The sequence below is a fragment of the Pseudonocardia sp. DxW genome, from assembly GCF_058448985.1.
Genome location: NZ_JBZFLK010000002.1, coordinates 472,731 through 489,169, shown reverse-complemented (window position 1 = coordinate 489,169; position 16,439 = coordinate 472,731). Strand labels below are relative to the sequence as shown.

17 protein-coding genes and 2 pseudogenes are annotated in these 16,439 nt (G+C 74.7%); 8 read left to right on the top strand and 11 right to left on the bottom strand.

From position 1 onward, the window contains the following. The 4 genes from ACVJO7_RS05055 to folD all read left to right on the top strand — a co-directional run. A partial coding sequence (locus tag ACVJO7_RS05055; RefSeq protein WP_491671942.1) for an adenosylhomocysteinase occupies window positions 1–94 on the top strand: 94 nt, incomplete at its 5' end. Between the two features lie 9 nt (window positions 95–103). Continuing rightward, entirely contained in the window at window positions 104–1,021 is a 918-nt protein-coding gene (purU, locus tag ACVJO7_RS05050) for a formyltetrahydrofolate deformylase (RefSeq protein WP_491671923.1), read from the top strand. A 14-nt stretch (window positions 1,022–1,035) separates the two neighbouring features. Continuing rightward, window positions 1,036–2,025, top strand: a complete 990-nt coding sequence (locus ACVJO7_RS05045; protein WP_491671922.1) for a carbohydrate kinase family protein — start codon at window positions 1,036–1,038, stop codon at window positions 2,023–2,025. Window positions 2,026–2,027: 2 nt separating this feature from the next. Continuing rightward, the gene (gene folD, locus ACVJO7_RS05040) at window positions 2,028–2,891 is read left to right on the top strand and encodes a bifunctional methylenetetrahydrofolate dehydrogenase/methenyltetrahydrofolate cyclohydrolase FolD (protein ID WP_491671921.1); all 864 of its coding nucleotides are present in this window, start codon (window positions 2,028–2,030) and stop codon (window positions 2,889–2,891) included. A gap of 21 nt (window positions 2,892–2,912) precedes the next feature. Here folD and ACVJO7_RS05035 read toward each other — a convergent pair whose 3' ends face one another. Together ACVJO7_RS05035 and ACVJO7_RS05030 are read right to left on the bottom strand one after the other, a co-directional pair. Continuing rightward, window positions 2,913–3,686 carry an IclR family transcriptional regulator gene (locus ACVJO7_RS05035; RefSeq protein ID WP_491671920.1) on the bottom strand — a complete coding sequence of 258 codons (774 nt, stop codon included), beginning with the start codon at window positions 3,684–3,686 and terminating at the stop codon, window positions 2,913–2,915. Next, on the bottom strand, window positions 3,683–5,068 hold the full coding sequence (locus tag ACVJO7_RS05030; RefSeq protein ID WP_491671919.1) for a xylulokinase: 1,386 nt from the start codon (window positions 5,066–5,068) through the stop codon (window positions 3,683–3,685). The genes ACVJO7_RS05035 and ACVJO7_RS05030 overlap by 4 nt, the downstream gene beginning before the upstream one ends. 74 nt (window positions 5,069–5,142) lie before the next feature. Here ACVJO7_RS05030 and ACVJO7_RS05025 point away from each other — a divergent pair, with 74 nt between their 5' ends. Further along, window positions 5,143–5,343, top strand: a complete 201-nt coding sequence (locus ACVJO7_RS05025) for a hypothetical protein (protein WP_491671918.1) — start codon at window positions 5,143–5,145, stop codon at window positions 5,341–5,343. Window positions 5,344–5,354: 11 nt separating this feature from the next. Here ACVJO7_RS05025 and ACVJO7_RS05020 read toward each other — a convergent pair whose 3' ends face one another. Next, window positions 5,355–6,800: a cytochrome P450 gene (locus ACVJO7_RS05020; RefSeq protein ID WP_491671917.1), complete on the bottom strand. Its 1,446-nt coding sequence runs from the start codon at window positions 6,798–6,800 to the stop codon at window positions 5,355–5,357. 104 nt (window positions 6,801–6,904) lie between these two features. On the opposite strand from ACVJO7_RS05020, the gene ACVJO7_RS05015 reads away from it, so the two are divergent. Further along, the gene (locus tag ACVJO7_RS05015; protein ID WP_491671916.1) at window positions 6,905–7,486 is read left to right on the top strand and encodes a TetR/AcrR family transcriptional regulator; all 582 of its coding nucleotides are present in this window, start codon (window positions 6,905–6,907) and stop codon (window positions 7,484–7,486) included. Window positions 7,487–7,513: 27 nt separating this feature from the next. Here the strand turns inward: ACVJO7_RS05015 and ACVJO7_RS05010 are convergent, their stop codons facing one another. From ACVJO7_RS05010 to ACVJO7_RS04975, 8 genes and pseudogenes are all read right to left on the bottom strand, one after another. After that, window positions 7,514–7,852: an aromatic-ring hydroxylase C-terminal domain-containing protein gene (locus ACVJO7_RS05010; RefSeq protein ID WP_491671941.1), complete on the bottom strand. Its 339-nt coding sequence runs from the start codon at window positions 7,850–7,852 to the stop codon at window positions 7,514–7,516. A gap of 326 nt (window positions 7,853–8,178) precedes the next feature. After that, window positions 8,179–8,538, bottom strand: a pseudogene (locus ACVJO7_RS05005) (FAD-dependent monooxygenase); the annotation flags it as partial. A 76-nt stretch (window positions 8,539–8,614) separates the two neighbouring features. Further along, a pseudogene (locus ACVJO7_RS05000) lies at window positions 8,615–9,201 on the bottom strand (FAD-dependent monooxygenase); the annotation flags it as partial. Between the two features lie 86 nt (window positions 9,202–9,287). After that, window positions 9,288–10,253, bottom strand: a complete 966-nt coding sequence (locus tag ACVJO7_RS04995) for a LysR family transcriptional regulator (protein ID WP_491671915.1) — start codon at window positions 10,251–10,253, stop codon at window positions 9,288–9,290. A gap of 71 nt (window positions 10,254–10,324) precedes the next feature. Next, complete coding sequence (locus ACVJO7_RS04990) at window positions 10,325–11,173, bottom strand: MFS transporter (protein WP_491671940.1); 849 nt, start codon at window positions 11,171–11,173, stop codon at window positions 10,325–10,327. 654 nt (window positions 11,174–11,827) lie between these two features. After that, entirely contained in the window at window positions 11,828–12,475 is a 648-nt protein-coding gene (locus ACVJO7_RS04985) for a LutC/YkgG family protein (protein ID WP_491671914.1), read from the bottom strand. Then, window positions 12,472–14,073, bottom strand: coding sequence for a lactate utilization protein B (locus ACVJO7_RS04980; RefSeq protein ID WP_491671913.1), 1,602 nt, complete (start codon window positions 14,071–14,073; stop codon window positions 12,472–12,474). The genes ACVJO7_RS04985 and ACVJO7_RS04980 overlap by 4 nt, the downstream gene beginning before the upstream one ends. Next, window positions 14,070–14,864: a (Fe-S)-binding protein gene (locus ACVJO7_RS04975; RefSeq protein ID WP_491671912.1), complete on the bottom strand. Its 795-nt coding sequence runs from the start codon at window positions 14,862–14,864 to the stop codon at window positions 14,070–14,072. Before ACVJO7_RS04975 ends, ACVJO7_RS04980 begins: the two co-directional genes overlap by 4 nt. Window positions 14,865–14,961: 97 nt before the next feature. On the opposite strand from ACVJO7_RS04975, the gene ACVJO7_RS04970 reads away from it, so the two are divergent. Beyond that, complete coding sequence (locus tag ACVJO7_RS04970; protein WP_491671911.1) at window positions 14,962–15,669, top strand: FadR/GntR family transcriptional regulator; 708 nt, start codon at window positions 14,962–14,964, stop codon at window positions 15,667–15,669. Between the two features lie 125 nt (window positions 15,670–15,794). Then, entirely contained in the window at window positions 15,795–16,430 is a 636-nt protein-coding gene (locus ACVJO7_RS04965; protein ID WP_491671910.1) for a maleylpyruvate isomerase family mycothiol-dependent enzyme, read from the top strand. Window positions 16,431–16,439: the final 9 nt, after the last annotated feature.

Genomic DNA, 16,439 nt, shown 5'->3' with positions numbered 1-16,439 from the left:
GGGCGGGGAGCTGACGAAGCTGTCCAAGGACCAGGCCGAGTACATCGGCGTCGACGTCGAGGGCCCGTACAAGCCCGAGCACTACCGCTACTGAGAGGCACGCATGACTGCCGTCCAGAGCCGTGCCGTGTCGCCACGGACCGCTCCGACCGAGAACCCGGACGAACTGGCCCGGCTGGTCGTCACCTGTATCGACCGCCCGGGCGTCGTCGCCCGCGTATCGAGCTTCCTCGCCGAGCACGCGGCCAACATCGTCCAGTCCGATCAGGACACCACCGGCCCCTCCGGGGGGCGGTTCTTCCTGCGGATCGTCTTCCATCTCTACGACCTCGCGGCGCAGCTGCCCGCGCTCGAGCACGCCTTCGCGATGGAGGTCGCGCGCCCACTCGGCGCGGACTACAGCTTCCGGCCGGTCGCCGCGCGCACCCGCACCGCGGTCTTCGCGTCGCGGCACGACCACTGCCTGCTGGACCTGCTGTGGCGGACCCGCCGCGGCGAGCTCCCGATCGACGTGGTCCAGGTCGTCTCCAACCATCCGGATCTCGCCGACGACGTCCGCGCGTTCGGCGTCCCCTTCACCCACATCCCGGTCGGCCGGGGAGCGCAGGCGAAGGAGGAGGCCGAGAGCCGGCAGCTGGAGGTGGTGCGCGGCTGCGGCACCGAGCTCGTGGTGCTGGCCCGCTACATGCAGATCCTCTCCGCGAACTTCCTGCACTCCGTCGGCGCACCGGTGATCAACATTCACCACTCCTTCCTGCCTGCCTTCGCCGGCGCCGGTCCCTACAGCCGTGCCAAGGAGCGCGGGGTCAAGCTGATCGGCGCCACCGCGCACTACGCCACCGAGGACCTCGACGAAGGCCCGATCATCGAGCAGGACGTGGTGCGGGTCGACCACCGCGCCACCGTCGCCGAGCTCACCCGCCGCGGCGCCGACATCGAACGGACCGTCCTGGCCCGCGCCGTGGCCTGGCACTGCGACGACCGCGTCCTCGTCGACGGGCGCACCACCGTCGTCTTCTGACAGGAGCATCCACCATGACCATCGGCACCATCGCCGTGTCCGGGTCGATCGCCACCGACCACCTCATGAGATTCCCCGGCCGGTTCGCCGACCACATCCTCATCGGCAAGCTCGACCGGCTCTCGCTCAGCTTCCTCGTCGACCAGCTCGTCGTGCACCGCGGCGGCGTGGCCGCCAACATCGCCTACGGGATGGGCCTGCTCGGACGACGCCCGCTGCTGCTCGGCGCGGTCGGGGCCGACTTCGACGACTACCGCCGCCGGCTCGAGGAGAACCGCGTGATCTGCGACGAGGTGCTGGTCGTCGAGTCCGCACACACCGGCCGGTTCACCTGCACGACCGATGTCGACGACTGCCAGATCGCCTCGTTCCATCCGGGCGCGATGAGCGAGTCGAAGACGATCACCATCGCCCCGGTGCACGCCCGCCACGAGATCTCGCTGATCCTGATCGGCGCCTGCGACCCGGACGCCATGATCACCCACACCCGGCAGGCCCGGTCGCTGGGCGTCGACTTCGCCGCCGATCCCTCCCAGCAGCTGCCCCGCCTCGACGGTCAGCAGTGCCGGGAACTGATCGACGGCGCCCGCTACCTGTTCACCAACGAGTACGAGTGGCAGCTGCTCCGGGAACGGACCCGCTGGTCGGCCGGGGAGATCACCCGCCGGGTCGGGCTTCGGGTCACCACCCTCGGCCGGGCGGGCGTCGAGATCGCCGACCGGGACGGGCTCGAGCTGCGGATCCCGGCCGTCCCGGCCCGGGAGGTGCTCGATCCGACCGGGGTCGGCGACGGTTTTCGCGCCGGGTTCCTGTCCGGGATCGACGCCGGACTGGGCCCCGAACGGGCGGCCCAGCTCGGCGCGCTCGTCGCCGTGCTGGTCATCGAGAGCGAGGGCGCCCAGGAGTGGTCGATCTCCGGGGCCGACCTGCCCCGGCTGGCCGACGCCTACGGCGACGACGCGGCAGCCGAGGTCGCGCCGGTCCTGCGTCAGGGCAGGGAGTAGGCGTGCCCGCCACCGTGCTCGACGGCCGCGCTGTGGCCGTCGAGGTCCGGGCCGAGGTCGCCCGTGCGGTCGCCGCACTGAACCGGCCGCCCGGTCTGGCCACCGTGCTGGTCGGCGACGACCCGGCGTCCGAGGTCTACGTGCGGAACAAGCGCCGGCTCTGCGTCGAGGCGGGGATGGCGGACCTGCACCGGCACCTGTCGGCCGACGTGCATCAGAGTGCGCTCGAGGCACTGGTCGACGAGCTCGCGGCGGACACCGCCGTCACCGGGATCCTGGTCCAGCTCCCGCTGCCGGACCATCTCGATCCCGATCGTGTCCTTGCCCGGATCCCACCCGGGAAGGACGTCGACGGGCTCACCACGACCTCGGCCGGGCGGCTCGCACAGGGCCGTCCCGGCCTGCGCCCGTGCACGCCGGCCGGGGTGCTGCGGCTGCTCGACCGCCACGACATCCCGGTCGCAGGAACCGAGGCCGTCGTCGTCGGGAGATCGGTCCTGGTCGGCCGTCCGCAGGCCCAGTTGCTGCTCGGCCGCGACGCGACCGTCACGACCTGCCACTCCGCGACCCGGGACCTGGTGGGAAAGTGCCGGCAGGCCGATCTGCTGGTGGTCGCCGCCGGGCAGCCGGGTATCGTCGGCCCGGAGATGGTGAAGCCGGGTGCGGTCGTCGTCGACGTCGGTATCCACCGGACCGCGGATGGACTGTGCGGCGACGTCCGTACCGCCGAGGTGGCCGAGGTCGCTTCCGCCATCACCCCGGTACCGGGCGGTGTCGGACCCATGACGATCGCCATGTTGCTCTACAACACCCTGACCGCTGCCACCGTGGTCGACCACACGGCAGCGGCAGGCGCGGGGTCATGACCGCCCGGACCCCGGTGGGGATCAGAACGGTCGCCGGCCGCCGAGCGTGCGGGTCAGCCGCTCGGCGGCGCCGACCAGCAGATCGACGTGCTGCTCGCAGCGCTCCCGGGTGAGCCGGATCGTCGGGCCGCTCACCGTCAGCGCGGCCGCGACCGCACCCGCCTGGTCGAACACCGGCGCGGCCAGGCCGGAGCCGCCGTCGTCGCGCTCGGCGGTGGTGATGGCGAACCCGTCCCGGCGGGTCCCGGCGAGCAGCGCCCGCAGCGCCCCCGGATCGGTCACGGTGTGGTCGGTGATCGTCTCCAGCGGCCCGGCGAGCACCCGCCCGGCGAGCGCGTCGTCCCAGGCCAGCAGCACCCGGCCGGCCGAACCGGTGTGCAGCGGGGCGATCTTGCCGACGTGCATCTCGCGGCGCAGCGCGTGCCGGGTCTCGGCCATCGCGACGCAGACCCGCAGCCCGCGCTCGGTGCGGAACAGGGTGGCCGTCTCACCGGTGGTGTCGCGCAGCTCGCGCAGCACCGGGACGGCCAGCTCCAGCAGATCGGCGCCACGGGCGGCGGCACCCGCCCAGTAGGCCATCCGCACTCCGATCCGGACCCGGTCGCCGACCCGGTCCAGCATCCCGGCGGCGACCATGTTGGACACCAGCCGCTGCACGGTCGAGGTCGGCAGCCCGGTCGCCTGCTGGATCTCGCCCAGGCTGAGCACCGGGGCCTGCAGGGTGAACGCGTCCAGGATGTCGGTGATCTTGCCGAGGACCAGCAGCGGGGTGCGCCCGGCCGGCTCGGAGCTCATCCGCGCTCCAGGAACCGCTCGGCCGCCGCGCGGTAGCGCTCCCAGGCGTCCGGGGCCGGCTCCGGCTCGTACCGGGCGGGCTCCCCGGCGGCGGTCCAGACCGGCGGCGTGGGGCCGCCGCGCAGCGCCCACGCGGCCTGCCGGGCGGCGCCGTCGGCGACGTACTCGCCGGGCTCGGGCACCCGGACCGGCACCTCGAACACCTGCGCGGCGATCCGGCAGACCGCCTCGGACCGGGCGGCCCCGCCGACCAGGGTCACGCCGGTCACCGACACGCCCTGCGCGCGCAGCGCCTCCAGGCCGACCCGCTGGGCGAACAGCATGCCCTCGACGGCGGCCCGGGCCAGGTTCTCCCGGGTGCCGGAGGCGAGCGTCCAGCCGTGCAGCGCACCGGTCGCGTCGGGCAGGTTGGGCGTCCGCTCGCCCTCCAGGTACGGGACGACGACCAGGCCGCCCGCGCCCGGCTCGGCGGCCAGCGCGAGCCTGCCCAGCTCGTCGTGGTCGACGCCGAGCAGCCTGCGGGTCGCGTCCAGCACCCGGGAGGCGTTCAGGGTGGCGATCAGCGGCAGGTAGGCGCCGGTCGCGTCGGAGAAGCCGGCCACGATGCCGGACGGGTCCTGGGCGCGCCGCGCGGACCGGGCGAACACGGTGCCCGACGTGCCGAGCGAGACGACGACGTCGTCGCCGGCGTCGACCCCCAGCCCGGCGGCCGCGTTGTCGCCCGCCCCGGCCCCGACGACGATCCCGCCGGGCCCCTCCACCGACTCCGCCGGGCCCAGCACCCTGGGCAGCACCGGCGTCCGGCCGAATCCGTGTTCCAGCAGGTCGGGCCGGTAGTCGCGGCCGTCGAAGTAGCCGGTGCCGGACGCGTCGGACCGGTCGGTGACCAGCTCGTCCAGCCCGGGTGCGCCGCGCAGCCGCCAGGTGAGCCAGTCGTGCGGCAGGCACACCGCCGCGGTGGCGGCCGCGTGCTCCGGCTCGGCACCGGCCAGCCAGCGCAGCTTCGCCAGCGTGATCGACGCGACCGGCACCACCCCGGTCGCGCCGGCCCAGCCCTCGGCGCCGATCTCCTCGACCAGCGCGGCCGCGGCCGCGGCGGAGCGGGTGTCGTTCCACAGCAGCGCGTCCCGCACGACCCCGCCGGAGCCGTCCAGGCAGACCATGCCGTGCTGCTGGCCCGCGACGGCGAGCGCGGACACCCCGTCCAGGCCGCCCGCGTCGTCGACGGCGGCCTGCAGCGCGTCCCACCACGCCTGCGGCGCGACTTCGGTGCCGTCCGGATGGGCGGCCCGGCCGGACCGGACCAGCTCGCCGGAGTCGGCGTCACGGACGACGACCTTGCAGGACTGGGTGGACGAGTCCACCCCGAGCACCAGAGCCATGCGCACACCCTGCCATCGCGGGCCACCGGCGCGGCGGGCAGCGCGCAACCGGGTCCCGGTGCCAGGCTGGACCGATGAGCGACGAGCAATGGTTCTACTGCCTCCGGCACAACACGGTGGAGCCGCTGGAGGGCTGCCGCGCCGCCGACCGGCTCGGCCCCTACCCGGACCGGGAGACCGCGGCGCGCGCGCTGGAGATCGCCCGCGAGCGGACCGAGGAGGAGGACCGCCGCGACGAGCGGTGGAACGCCGCCGAGGACGACGACGACCGGTAGCCGCCGGCCGGTCAGCCGCGCGGGCGCAGCGTGACCGGGATCCCGCCGACCGGCACCGGCAGCGAGGTGTTGTCCCAGCGCAGCCGGTGGTCGGTGGCGACGGTCCAGCGGAAGCGCTGCAGCATCTCGTGCAGGATCGCGGTGACCTCGAGCGTGCCGAAGTGCAGGCCGATGCACTTGTGCACGCCGCCGCCGAACGGGATCCAGGCGTCCCGGTCGCTGCGGTCCTCGCGCCGGTCCGGGCCGAACCGGTCCGGATCGAAGGTCTCCGGGTCGCTCCAGCAGGAGCGGTCGTAGTGGTTGACCGCCTGCGCGACGACGACCCGGGTCCCGGCCGGCACGTGGTGCCCGGCGACGGCGGTGTCGGTGACCGCGGTCCGCATGACGACCGGCACCGGCGCGTCCATCCGCAGCGCCTCGCGGATCACCAGGTCGATGTCGGTGAGCGAGCGCAGGTCGGCGACGGTGGGCACCGCGTCGCCGATCCGGGCGGCCAGTGCGTCGGACTGGGCGCGGCAGCGGTCCTGCCAGTACGGGTTGCGGGCGAGATGGAAGGCGGCCGAGGCGGCCGTCGTCGTCGAGGTGTCGTGCGCCGCCATCATCAGGAAGATCATGTGGTTGACGACGTCGTCGTCGGTGAACCGCTCGCCGTCGTCGGCCCGCGCGTGGCACAGCGCGGAGAACAGGTCGTCGCCGCCGCCCGCCCGCTTGGCCTCCAGGTTGGACCGGAACCAGTCCTCCAGCAGCGCCCGCCCGCGCAGCCCGCGCCGCCACCGGGTGCCCGGCAGGTCCCGGCGGACGAACGAGTTCGCCGCGCGCACGCAGTCCACGAACGCCGTGTTGACGGCCTCGGCCTCCGGCCCGGACCGGCCGTCCATGAAGACCTTCTGCGCGACGTCGAGGGTGAGCCGCTTGAGCGCCGGGTAGAGCCGCAGCTCGGCGGGCCAGGTCGCCATGACCTCCCGCAGCACCGGGGTGGTGGTGGCGACGTAGCCCTCGATCCGGTCCGCGGTGAACGCCTCCTGCATGATCCGCCGGTGCGCGCGGTGCTCATCGAAGTCGAGCAGCATCAGCCCGCGGTGGAAGAACGCGCCGACGGTCGCCCGCCACCCCTCCTGGGAGAACGCCTTGTCCCGGTTGGTCAGCACCTCGCGGCTCGCGGCCGGCCCGGTCACCACGATCGCCCGGCCGGCCGGGCTGCGCATCCACCAGACCGGCCCGAGCGCCTCGGTGCGGGCCCGGGTGAAGCGGTGCCCGAACCGCACGTAGGCGAGCGCGTGGCCGAGCAGCGGCGGCCCGGCGTCGCCGGGGACCTCGCGCAGTCCCGCCGGGACCGGGCCGAACGGCGCCGGCCGGCGGCCGGTCGCCGCGGAGAGCAGGGCGCCGTCGACCCGCTCCGGCGCCGGCAGGGCGAGCACCGACGACCACCGTTCACGGGCGTGCTGGACCAGGCTCACGGGCGTGCCTCCTCGCTGCGACCACCGGACACCGGACGTTAGACAGTTCTCGGATAACTGTCCACTCGATTGACGGAAACCGGCGCACGGTCCAGGATCGGCGCGTGGAGCGGCGGACGATGGCCCGGCGGGCGCGCGACGACCTGCGCGCCGAGGTGCTCGACGTCGCCGAGCAGCTCGCCGTCGCCGGGGACCGCCCGTCGATGCCGGAGCTGGCCCGCCGGGTCGGGGTGAGCAGGCAGACCCTCTACAGCGAGTTCGGCGACCGCGACGGGCTGGCCGCGGCGCTCGTGCTGCGCGCGACCGGCCGGTTCCTCGACCGGATCGAGACCGCGCTCGACGGCGAACCCGACCTGCACGCGGCCTGGGTCGCCGCGGTGCACGCCGCGCTCACCGAGGCGGCGCGCAATCCGCTGGTCACGGCGCTGCTGAGCGGCGAGGCCGCGGTGCCGTCGGCGTTCGGGAGCGGCTCGGGCCCGATCGTCGCCGCGGCCACCGACCGGGCGGCCGGCTTCCTGCGCCGCGTCCGGCCCGACCTGCCCGACGCCGACGTCCGGCTCGCTGCGGCCACCGCGTCCCGCCTGGTGGTCAGCCATCTGGTGCTGCCCGGCGGGACGCCGGACCGGGTCGCCGGGGACGTCGCCACCGTGGTGCTGCGGATTCTCGGCGCGGAGCAGCGCGGCTGACCGGCAGCCCGGGCCCGGAGCGGTCGCTCAGGCCCGGACCGGCTGCTCGCGGGCGCAGAGCCGGGCCAGCAGGGCCGCCGGGCGGTCCGGCCCGGCGGAACCGGACCAGGCGACGTGCCTGTCCGGCCGGACCAGCACCAGCGGCCGGCTGTAGCTGCGTGCCGCCTCGGCGGGCAGCGTGACGACGGTGAGCGGCACCCCCAGCTCGGCCGCCGCGTCCACCAGCCCGTGCCCGGCCGGGGCGTCGGGGCCGATCCGCAGCAGGGTGAGGTCCGGGCCGAGCCGGTCGAACACCACGCCGCCGTCGGCCAGCCGGTGGTGCGGCAGCCGGGCGCCCGGTTCGACGCCGTGCAGGTAGGACCCCATCGCGCCGGGGGCCGTGCGGCCGGTCCCGGTGCTCGCGGTGCTCCCGGTGGTTCCGGTGTTCCGGGTGGGATCGCCGGCCGGGCTGCCGGGCCGCCGGTGTCGGTGTCGGTGTCGGGGTGGTCGTCGTCGGCGATCCCGGGGGAGCCGGTGTAGCGGGTGCCGAGCTGGATCCCGGTGCTGTACCACTGCTGCCGGTCGATCTCCCGCAACCGGGCGCCGGTCCGGGCGCGCAGCGCCGCCCCGGCCGGGGTTTCCGTGCGCAGCACGGGATCGGCCAGCGCGTCCTCGATGTAGTTCCCGATCGACGCCGCCGCCCGCGAGGTCGCGGTGCCGACCGAGCGGCGTTCCAGGTCGTAGTGGTCGAGCAGGGCGGGGGAGCCCCAGCCGTGGTGCAGGGCGGCCAACCGCCAGCCGAGCCCGATCGCGTCGGCGATCCCGGCGTTCATCCCGAACCCGCCCAGGTTGACCCAGACGTGCGCGGCGTCGCCGGCCAGCAGCATCCGGCCGGTCCGGAAGGTGTCGGCGATCAGCCGGCGCGGGGTCCAGCGGACCACGCCGAGCACCTCGTGCTCGACGTCGCGGCCGATCGCCTCCCGCAGGGCGAGCTCCGGATCGGCGGTGTCGAGGTCCTGGCCGTCCGGGACGCGGGCGTGGCACACGTACTCCGACCGGCCGTCGAGCTGCATGAACGCGCCGCGGTGGTGCTCGCCGTGCCAACCAGTACCACCAGCCGGGCCGGGGGCCGGGCATGGTCAGCTCGGTGGACCGGAAGTGGATCGACATCCGCCGGTCGCCGACCCGCGGATCGCCCTCGAACCGGGCGCCCATCGCCCGGCGCACGGTGCTCGCGCCGCCGTCGCAGCCGATCACGTACGCACCGGTCCGCACGACCGGCTCGCCGGTCGTCGTGTCGGTGCCGTGCACGGTGACGCCGTCGGCGTCCTGGGTGCAGCCGGTCACCCGGATGCCGCGCTGCACCCGGACGCTCGGCAGCCGGGCCGGCTCGTCGGCCAGGATCGGCTCCAGGTAGATCTGCGAGATGCGGTGCTGCAGCTCCGGCGTCGGCCAGTCCGCGGCCTCCGGCGCGTTGCCGGCGAACACCTCGTCCGACGACGAGAACCGGAACCGGGTGAGCTCGTGGCCGTGGATGCTCGTCGTGTACACGGCGTCGGTCGGGTGGTCGCCGGGCAGCCCGGCCCGGCGGATCCGGTCGGCGATGCCGAGCCGCCGGAAGTACTCCATCGAGCGCGCGTTGGTGGTGTTGCACCGGGGTTCCCGGTGGTGTGCAGGCTCTGCTCCAGGACGACGACCGGGACGCCCCGGGAGCCCAGATCCAGCGCCAGGGTCATGCCGACCGGCCCGGCGCCGACCACCACGACCGGGGAACCTGCGTGATCGCTCATGCTCCGGACGGTAGGAGCGCGTCGGCGACAGTTCAAAGACGATTGTCCTGACCCGGCGATAGCGTCCTGGCTATCTCCTCGGTCAGCTGCCGCTGGACCGGGGTGAGCCGCCGGTCCCGCCGGCGGACCAGGGTGACCGGATGGCGCAGCCGCACCCCGCGCAGCCGGATCTCGCGCAGCACGCCGGCCGCGAGATCTCCCGCGACGACGGCGCGGGACAGCAGCGCGACACCCAGCCCGCCGGCCACGGCGTGCTTGATCGCCTCGGCGCTACCCAGCTCCATCCCGATCGGCCGCCCGGCCAGCCCGGCCAGCCGCAGCTCGGCGTCCTGCAGCCGGCGGACGGCGACGTTCGGCGGCGGGCAGACCGCCGGGATCCCGCCGAGCGCGGCGACCGGCAGCTCGTCGGGCAGGTCGCTGTCCGGCGCCGCGACCAGCACGAACTCGTCCTCGCCGACCTGCTCGCCCTCGAACAGCGCCGGATCGACCGGCTGCTCGGTGACGAGCACCGCGAAGTCGCACTCGCCGGTCTCGGTGCGCCGCAGCGCCGACTCCGGATCGGACACGAGCAGGGTGACCCGGGCGGCCGGCCGGGACCGGCCGAAGGCGGTCAGCACCGGCGGCAGGTGGAAGCTGCCGACCGTCATGCTGGCGGCCACCGTGACGGTGCCGCCGCGGCCGGCCGCCAGGTCACCCAGGTCGCGCTCCAGCGCGGAGCGAAGGCTGAGCACCTCCTGCGCCCAGGCGTGCACGTGCCGGCCGGCCTCGGTCAGCACCAGCCGGTGGCCGCGCCGGGTGAGCAGCTCCAGGCCGACCCGCTGCTGCAGCAGCTTGAGGTGCGCGCTCACGACGGGCTGGCTGACGAGCAGCCGGTCCGCCGCGGCGTGCACCCCGCCCAGCTCCACCACCAGGCAGAGGATCTCCAGCTTCTGCAGCGAGATCCGCGGGTCGATCGTCACCCGCCCGGACGGATCCGGCACCGCGGACTCCTCGCGCACGCCCACCTCCCGGCTGTCCGGCCGTCATGCCAGCACCTGCCGGGCCGGGGCGCAAGCCGTCCGGCCCGTCCTCACGCGGCCTGCCGGCCGGTCGCGCCGCCCGCCGGGTCGCGGGTGTCGTCGTCGGCCGGGCCGGCACCGGCGGGCACCGGGAACCGGGGCATCGTCAGGAAGATCGCGGCGGCGGCGACGAGCAGCGCGACCGAGGTGAACAGGGACAGCGTGTAGGTGCCGGTCAGGTCCCGCAGGGTGGAGATCAGCAGCGGGCTGGACCCGATGCCCAGCAGGAAGAACCCGTAGAACACACCGATCATCCGGCCGTAGAGCCGCATGCCGAGGTACCGGGTGGTCAGGTAGCTCATGAAGTCGATCTCGGCGCCGAGCGCCAGCCCGACCCCGATCGCGGTGAGCGGGGCGAACGCCGGTCCGCCGACCGCGAGCGCGAGGAACCCGGCCGCGGCCACGACGACGACGCCCGCGGCCACCCGGGGCGCGAAGATGCGGTCCACCAGGTACCCGGCGCCGAGCCGGCCGACGATGACGGCGATGCCGACCAGCGAGGCGACCGAGGCGGCGCTGCCGGCGTCGACGCCGTTGTCGCGCAGCAGCGGCACCAGGTGCACGGCCATCCCGCCGACCGCCAGCGACACGACCAGGAACGACGTCGCCACCTGCCAGAACAGCCTGCTGCGCACCAGCGACCCGATCGGCAGCCGGTCGCCGGTCGCGGGGGTGGCGCCGGCCCGGGCCGTGGCGTCCCGGCCGGGCACCAGGAGCAGCACGACGACGGTCGCGACCAGCACCGCGATCGCGAGCACCCGGTAGCCCCACCGCCAGTCGTCGGCGATCAGCGTGCCGAGGGTCAGCGGTACCAGGAAGGCGAGGAACCCGTTCGCGCCCAGCGCGATGCCCAGCGCCAGGCCCGCGCGCCCGGTCGAACCGTTCGATGACGGTGCGGGTGAAGCTGACCGGTGTCGACGTCGCCGACATCAGGTAGATCAGCGTCCAAAGCAGCAGGAAGCCGGTGAAGGTCGGCCCGATCTCGGCGAGCGCGAAGTACCCGGCGGCCAGCCCGAGCACACCGGGCAGCCGGGCGCCGAACCGGTCGACCAGCGACCCGACGAACGGCAGCACCACGATGTGCACCAGGTAGCCGAACAGCGGCACAGACGACAGCGCCGTCCGGGACCAGCCGAACTCGGTCTCCAGGCTCGGGATGAACAGGCCGTTGGTGTAAAAGGTGAACCCACCGATCCCGAACCCGATGCCGATCGTCGCTCCGATCAGCGCCGGCCAGCTCCGTCGGAACTCGCCGGCTGCGGTGGCCGGTCCCGGCCCGTACGACGTCGTACCCACCAGTGCACCCCTGATTCCCGGCGGCAGCGGGAGTGCCGGATTCGCCGCGCATGACCGTCTCGGTGACGGAAGGGACGCTAGGGCGGGCCGGGTGAGAGGTCCAAGACGAATTCCGCCGATCGGCGATAGCTCTGCGGCTGTCGTCCTCGGCTCGCCGGCGCCGAGCGTTGCGAGACGGCGCTCGCCACCGCCATCTCGCAACGCTCGGCCGGGACGGGTCAGCCGACGATCACGACGTGCAGGGTGCGCGGCCCGTGCACGCCCTCGACCCGGTCCAGCTCGATGTCGCTGGTCGCGCTCGGCCCGCTGATCCAGGTGTGCGGCCGGACCGGGTCCAGCCCGGCGACCGCCTCCGGCACCCCGGCGACGACCTGGTCGGCCCGGATCACGCAGACGTGCAGGTCCGGGACCAGGGTCGCGGCCCGCCGTCCCTGGCCCGGGCCGTGGTCCAGGATGATCGTGCCGGTCTCGGCGATGCCGACCGCAGCCGTCGACAGCACGCCGTCACAGCGGTCCAGCTCGGACACCGGGACGTCCGGGCCGTCGACGACCACCTCGACCCCGTCCGGCACCAGCTCCGGCGGGAATCCGTCCGGCACCAGGATCCGCAGCGGCCCGCTCCCGGCGAGCGGTTCCCGGCCGGCCAGTGCACCGGCGACCGTTCCGGCGGCCGATCCCGCCGACGCCCGTTCGACGACGGCGCGATAGTCCGCGACCCGCTCGTCGAACAGGTCCACCACCTGCCCGTGGGTCAGGTCCCGGGCCGGAGTCGGCCGGACCACCGGGACGTCGAGCACCGGCTCGACGTCGGGCACGTCGGACAGGGCCCGGCGGGCCCTGCCCAGGATCGCCTCGCGCGCGCTCACGACCGGCCTCCCTCGGCGTCGCCGTCGGTGGGTGTGGCGGTGGGTGTGTCGGTGGTCCGGCTACGACCGCCGTCGGTGTCGGTGGTCCGGCTACGACCGCCGTCGGTGTCGGTGGTCCGGCTACGACCGCCGTCCGTCCGCTCCCACCAGGTCCGGAACGACTCCCCGGCCGGCACCGGCACGTCCCGCGAGTCCGACCAGGCACCCGCCGGGCCGGGCACCGCGCCCAGCACCGTCCGCCCACCCGGATCGCGCCGGGCCATCCGCGCGGCGAGTCGCCCACCGAGCCCGGCGGCCTTCTCCACCCGCTCGGTGCGAGCCGCCGACGACAGCGTCCAGGACGCCGCCTTCATCGCGACGTCCTGCACCGACGGCAGCCGGGACGTCCGCCGGTGCTCGGCGACGACCTCGCCGCGCAGGTGCACCAGCACCTCCGGGATGTCGATCCGCACCGGGCACACCTCGAAGCAGGCCCCGCACAGGCTGGACGCGTAGGGCAGCGAGTCGGTCTGCGGGTCCGAGCCGACGCCGCGCAGCTGCGGCGTCAGGATCGCGCCGATCGGGCCCGGGTACACCGAGCCGTAGGCGTGCCCACCGGTGCGCTCGTAGACCGGGCAGACGTTCAGGCAGGCCGAGCAGCGGATGCAGCGCAGCGCCTGCCGCCCGGTCGGGTCGGCGAGGACGTCGGTGCGGCCGTTGTCCAGCAGCACCACGTGCACCTCCTGTGGCCCGTCGCCCGGGGTGACACCGGTCCACGTCGAGGTGTAGGGGTTCATCCGCTCGCCGGTGGAGCTGCGCGGCAGCAGCTGCAGCATCACGTCCAGATCGGCGAACGTCGGCAGCACCTTCTCGATGCCGACCACCGACACCAGCACCTCGGGCAGCGTCAGGCACATCCGGCCGTTGCCCTCGGACTCGACGACGGTCAGCGTCCCCGTCTCGGCGACCGCGAAGTTCGCCCCGGACACCGCGACCTTCGCCCGCAGGAACTTCTCCCGCAGGTGCGCCCGGGCCGCCGCGGCGAGCTGCTTCGGCTCGTCGGTCAGGTCGTCCGGCGCGGCCCGCCCGGCCCGGCCCATCTCGCGCAGGAAGATCTCCCGGATCTCCGCCCGGTTGCGGTGGATCGCGGGCACCAGGATGTGGCTGGGCAGGTCGTCGCCGAGCTGCACGATCAGCTCGGCGAGATCGGTCTCCCAGGCGTGGATGCCCGCGGCCTCCAGCGCCTCGTTGAGCTCGATCTCCTGGGTCGCCATCGACTTGACCTTGACGACCTCGTCGGTGCCGTGCCGCTGCGCGATCCCGACGACGATCGCGTTCGCCTCCGCCGCGTCGCGCGCCCAGTGCACGGTGGCGCCGGCCGCGGTCAGCGACCGCTCCAGCTGCTCCAGGTAGCCGGGCAGGTGCCGCAGCACCCGCTCCTTGATCGCCGCGCCGGCCAGCCGCAGCTGCTCCCACTCGTCGACCTCGCCGACCACACCGGCCCGCTTGGTGCGGATCGTGCCGGTGGCGTGCGCGAGGTTGCGGCGCAGCTGCGAGTCGCCCAGTGCGGTGCGGGCCGCCGCCGGGAACGCCGGGGTGCCGAGGAAGGTGCCGCTCACGCCGTCACCCCCGCGCTGCCGACCGAGCGCCGGTCCGCCGCCCGGCCGGCGTCGGAGATCACCGGCTCGGTCTGCGCGAGCACCTCGGCGAGGTGCATCACCCGGAGCCCGGAGCGCTGCCGGGACAGCAGCCCGCCGACGTGCATCAGGCAGGAGTTGTCCCCGGCCACCAGCACCTCGGCGCCGGTCTCCCGGACGTGCCGGGCCTTGTCGTTGCCCATCGCGATCGACGTCTCGGCGTTCTTCACCGCGAACGTCCCGCCGAAGCCGCAGCACTCGGCCGCGCCGGGCAGATCGAGCAGGGTGAGGCCGCGGACGGCGCCGAGCAGCCGGGTCGGCCGGTCACCGACGCCGAGCATCCGCAACGAATGACACGTCGGGTGGTAGGTGACCCGATGCGGGAAGTACGCGCCGACGTCGACCGTGCCGAGCACGTCGATGAGGTACTCGGACAGCTCGTAGACCGGCGGGGCGTCCCCGACGGCGCGGACCAGCCCCGGATCGCCGGAACGCTCGGCGACCAGCCCGTGCTGGTGGCGGACCGAACCGACGCAGGAGCCGGACGGCGCGATCACCGCGTCGTACCCGGCGAACGCGTCGAGGTGGTTGCGCACCAGCGGGACGGCCTCGTCGAAGTAGCCGGTGTTCACCATCGGCTGGCCGCAGCAGGTCTGCGCGGCGGGGAAACCGACGTCGACCCCCAGCCTGCGCAGCAGGGTGACGACGGCCTTGCCGGTGTCCGGGAACAGGGTGTCGTTCAGGCACGTGACCATCAGGCCGACGCGTGGCATGGAGCCTCCGTGGAAGTGGTGGGCGGAGGATGTCGGTATATGTGGTCGGACCAAGGTAGCGATATGGTCGGACCACACACAAGTTGTGGGGGACGACGTGACCGACACCCGCAGGGCGCGCCCGGCCACCTACGAGATGGTGCTGGAGCACGTCGTGGGCCGCCTGACGACGGGGGAGTGGCGCCCCGGCGACCGGCTCCCGCCGGAGCGCGAGCTGGCGGCGCAGCTCGGTGCGAGCCGGCAGGCGGTGCGCGAGGCGCTGCGGGTGCTGCAGGCCCAGGGCGTGATCCGCTCCCAGGTGGGGACGGGCGCGGACTCGGGCACGGTGGTCGTCCCGGCCCCGGCGCGCGCACTCGGGCGGGTGCTGGCGCTGCACCTGGCCGTCGACTCCTTCCCGGTGGACGACGTGACCGAGGCCCGGGTGATGCTGGAGCGGTTCTCCGCCGAGCTGGCCGCCCGCCGCCGCGCCGCCGCCGACCTGCTGACGATGGCCGCCGCGCTGGACGAGATGGACGCCGATCTCGGGCCCGAGGAGTTCAGCGACGCCGACATCGCCTTCCACGTCGCCATCGCGGGCGCCGCCGGGAACCGGCTGGTCAACGAGCTGACGGTGGCGATCCGGGAGTCGGTGCGCGGGTTCCTGCTCGGTGCGATGCGGGAGCAGGGGGACTGGCCGGCGCTGCGGGACCGGCTGCGTGCCGAGCACCGGGAGATCCACGCCGCACTGTCCGGTGCGGACGGGGTGGTCGCGGCGGACCTGATCGAGGCGCACATCCGCGCGTTCCACGGGCGGTTGGGTGGGTGAGTTGGCGCTGCGGGCCGGGTGGGTGCGCCGCAACCGCGACCGCGGTTGGTCGGGTCGGCGGTGCTGGTGACGGCCGGTCCGGGCCGCGCGCTAGGCTCCCGCCCCGCGGATCGAGGGGGAGCTCCATGTCGCAGGACGCGGTCGTCGCGGTGTCGGCCCGGAACCGGCGCGCCCTCGCCGATCTGGTCGAGTCGCTCGACGCGGACCAGCTCGCGGCCCCGAGCCTCTGCGCGGGCTGGGACGTGCGGACGGTCGCCGGGCACGTCGCCTCGGTGCTGACGATGTCGCTGCCCGTGCTGCTGCTCGCGATGGTCCGGGCCCGCGGCGACGTCGACCGGGCCATCGACCAGGCGGCCCGGCGGGTGGCGGAGCGCCCGGTGCCGAAGATCGTCGCGACCCTGCGGGACCGGGCCGACAGCCGGTTCTCCCCGCCCGGCACCGGCCCGCACGGCCCGATGACCGACTCGCTCGTGCACACCGCCGACATCGCGGTGCCGCTCGGGATCCTGTACGACCCGGATCCGGCGGACGTGCGGCTCGGGCTCGACCACGTCGTCGGGCGGGCGCCGACCGGGTTCACCACCCGGCGCAGGCTGGCGGGCCTGCGCTTCGTCGCCGACGACGCGGGGTTCGCGCACGGCGAGGGCGCCGAGATCCGTGGCCGCGGCATCGACCTGCTCGTCGCGGCCTGCGGCCGGCCCGCCGTGCTGGATCGCCTGGCCGGACCCGGTGTCGAGGTCCTGGGTGAGCGGATCGGCTGAGCCGCCGGC

Coding starts and splice junctions, on each gene's coding strand:
- ACVJO7_RS05035 (WP_491671920.1), bottom strand. CDS start 3,686: ATGAGCTCCGAGCCGGCCGGGCGCACCCCGCTGCTGGTCCTCGGCAAG.
- ACVJO7_RS04965 (WP_491671910.1), top strand. CDS start 15,795: ATGTCGCAGGACGCGGTCGTCGCGGTGTCGGCCCGGAACCGGCGCGCC.
- ACVJO7_RS05045 (WP_491671922.1), top strand. CDS start 1,036: ATGACCATCGGCACCATCGCCGTGTCCGGGTCGATCGCCACCGACCAC.
- ACVJO7_RS05010 (WP_491671941.1), bottom strand. CDS start 7,852: ATGGGGTCCTACCTGCACGGCGTCGAACCGGGCGCCCGGCTGCCGCAC.
- ACVJO7_RS05030 (WP_491671919.1), bottom strand. CDS start 5,068: ATGGCTCTGGTGCTCGGGGTGGACTCGTCCACCCAGTCCTGCAAGGTC.
- ACVJO7_RS05025 (WP_491671918.1), top strand. CDS start 5,143: ATGAGCGACGAGCAATGGTTCTACTGCCTCCGGCACAACACGGTGGAG.
- purU (WP_491671923.1), top strand. CDS start 104: ATGACTGCCGTCCAGAGCCGTGCCGTGTCGCCACGGACCGCTCCGACC.
- ACVJO7_RS04975 (WP_491671912.1), bottom strand. CDS start 14,864: ATGCCACGCGTCGGCCTGATGGTCACGTGCCTGAACGACACCCTGTTC.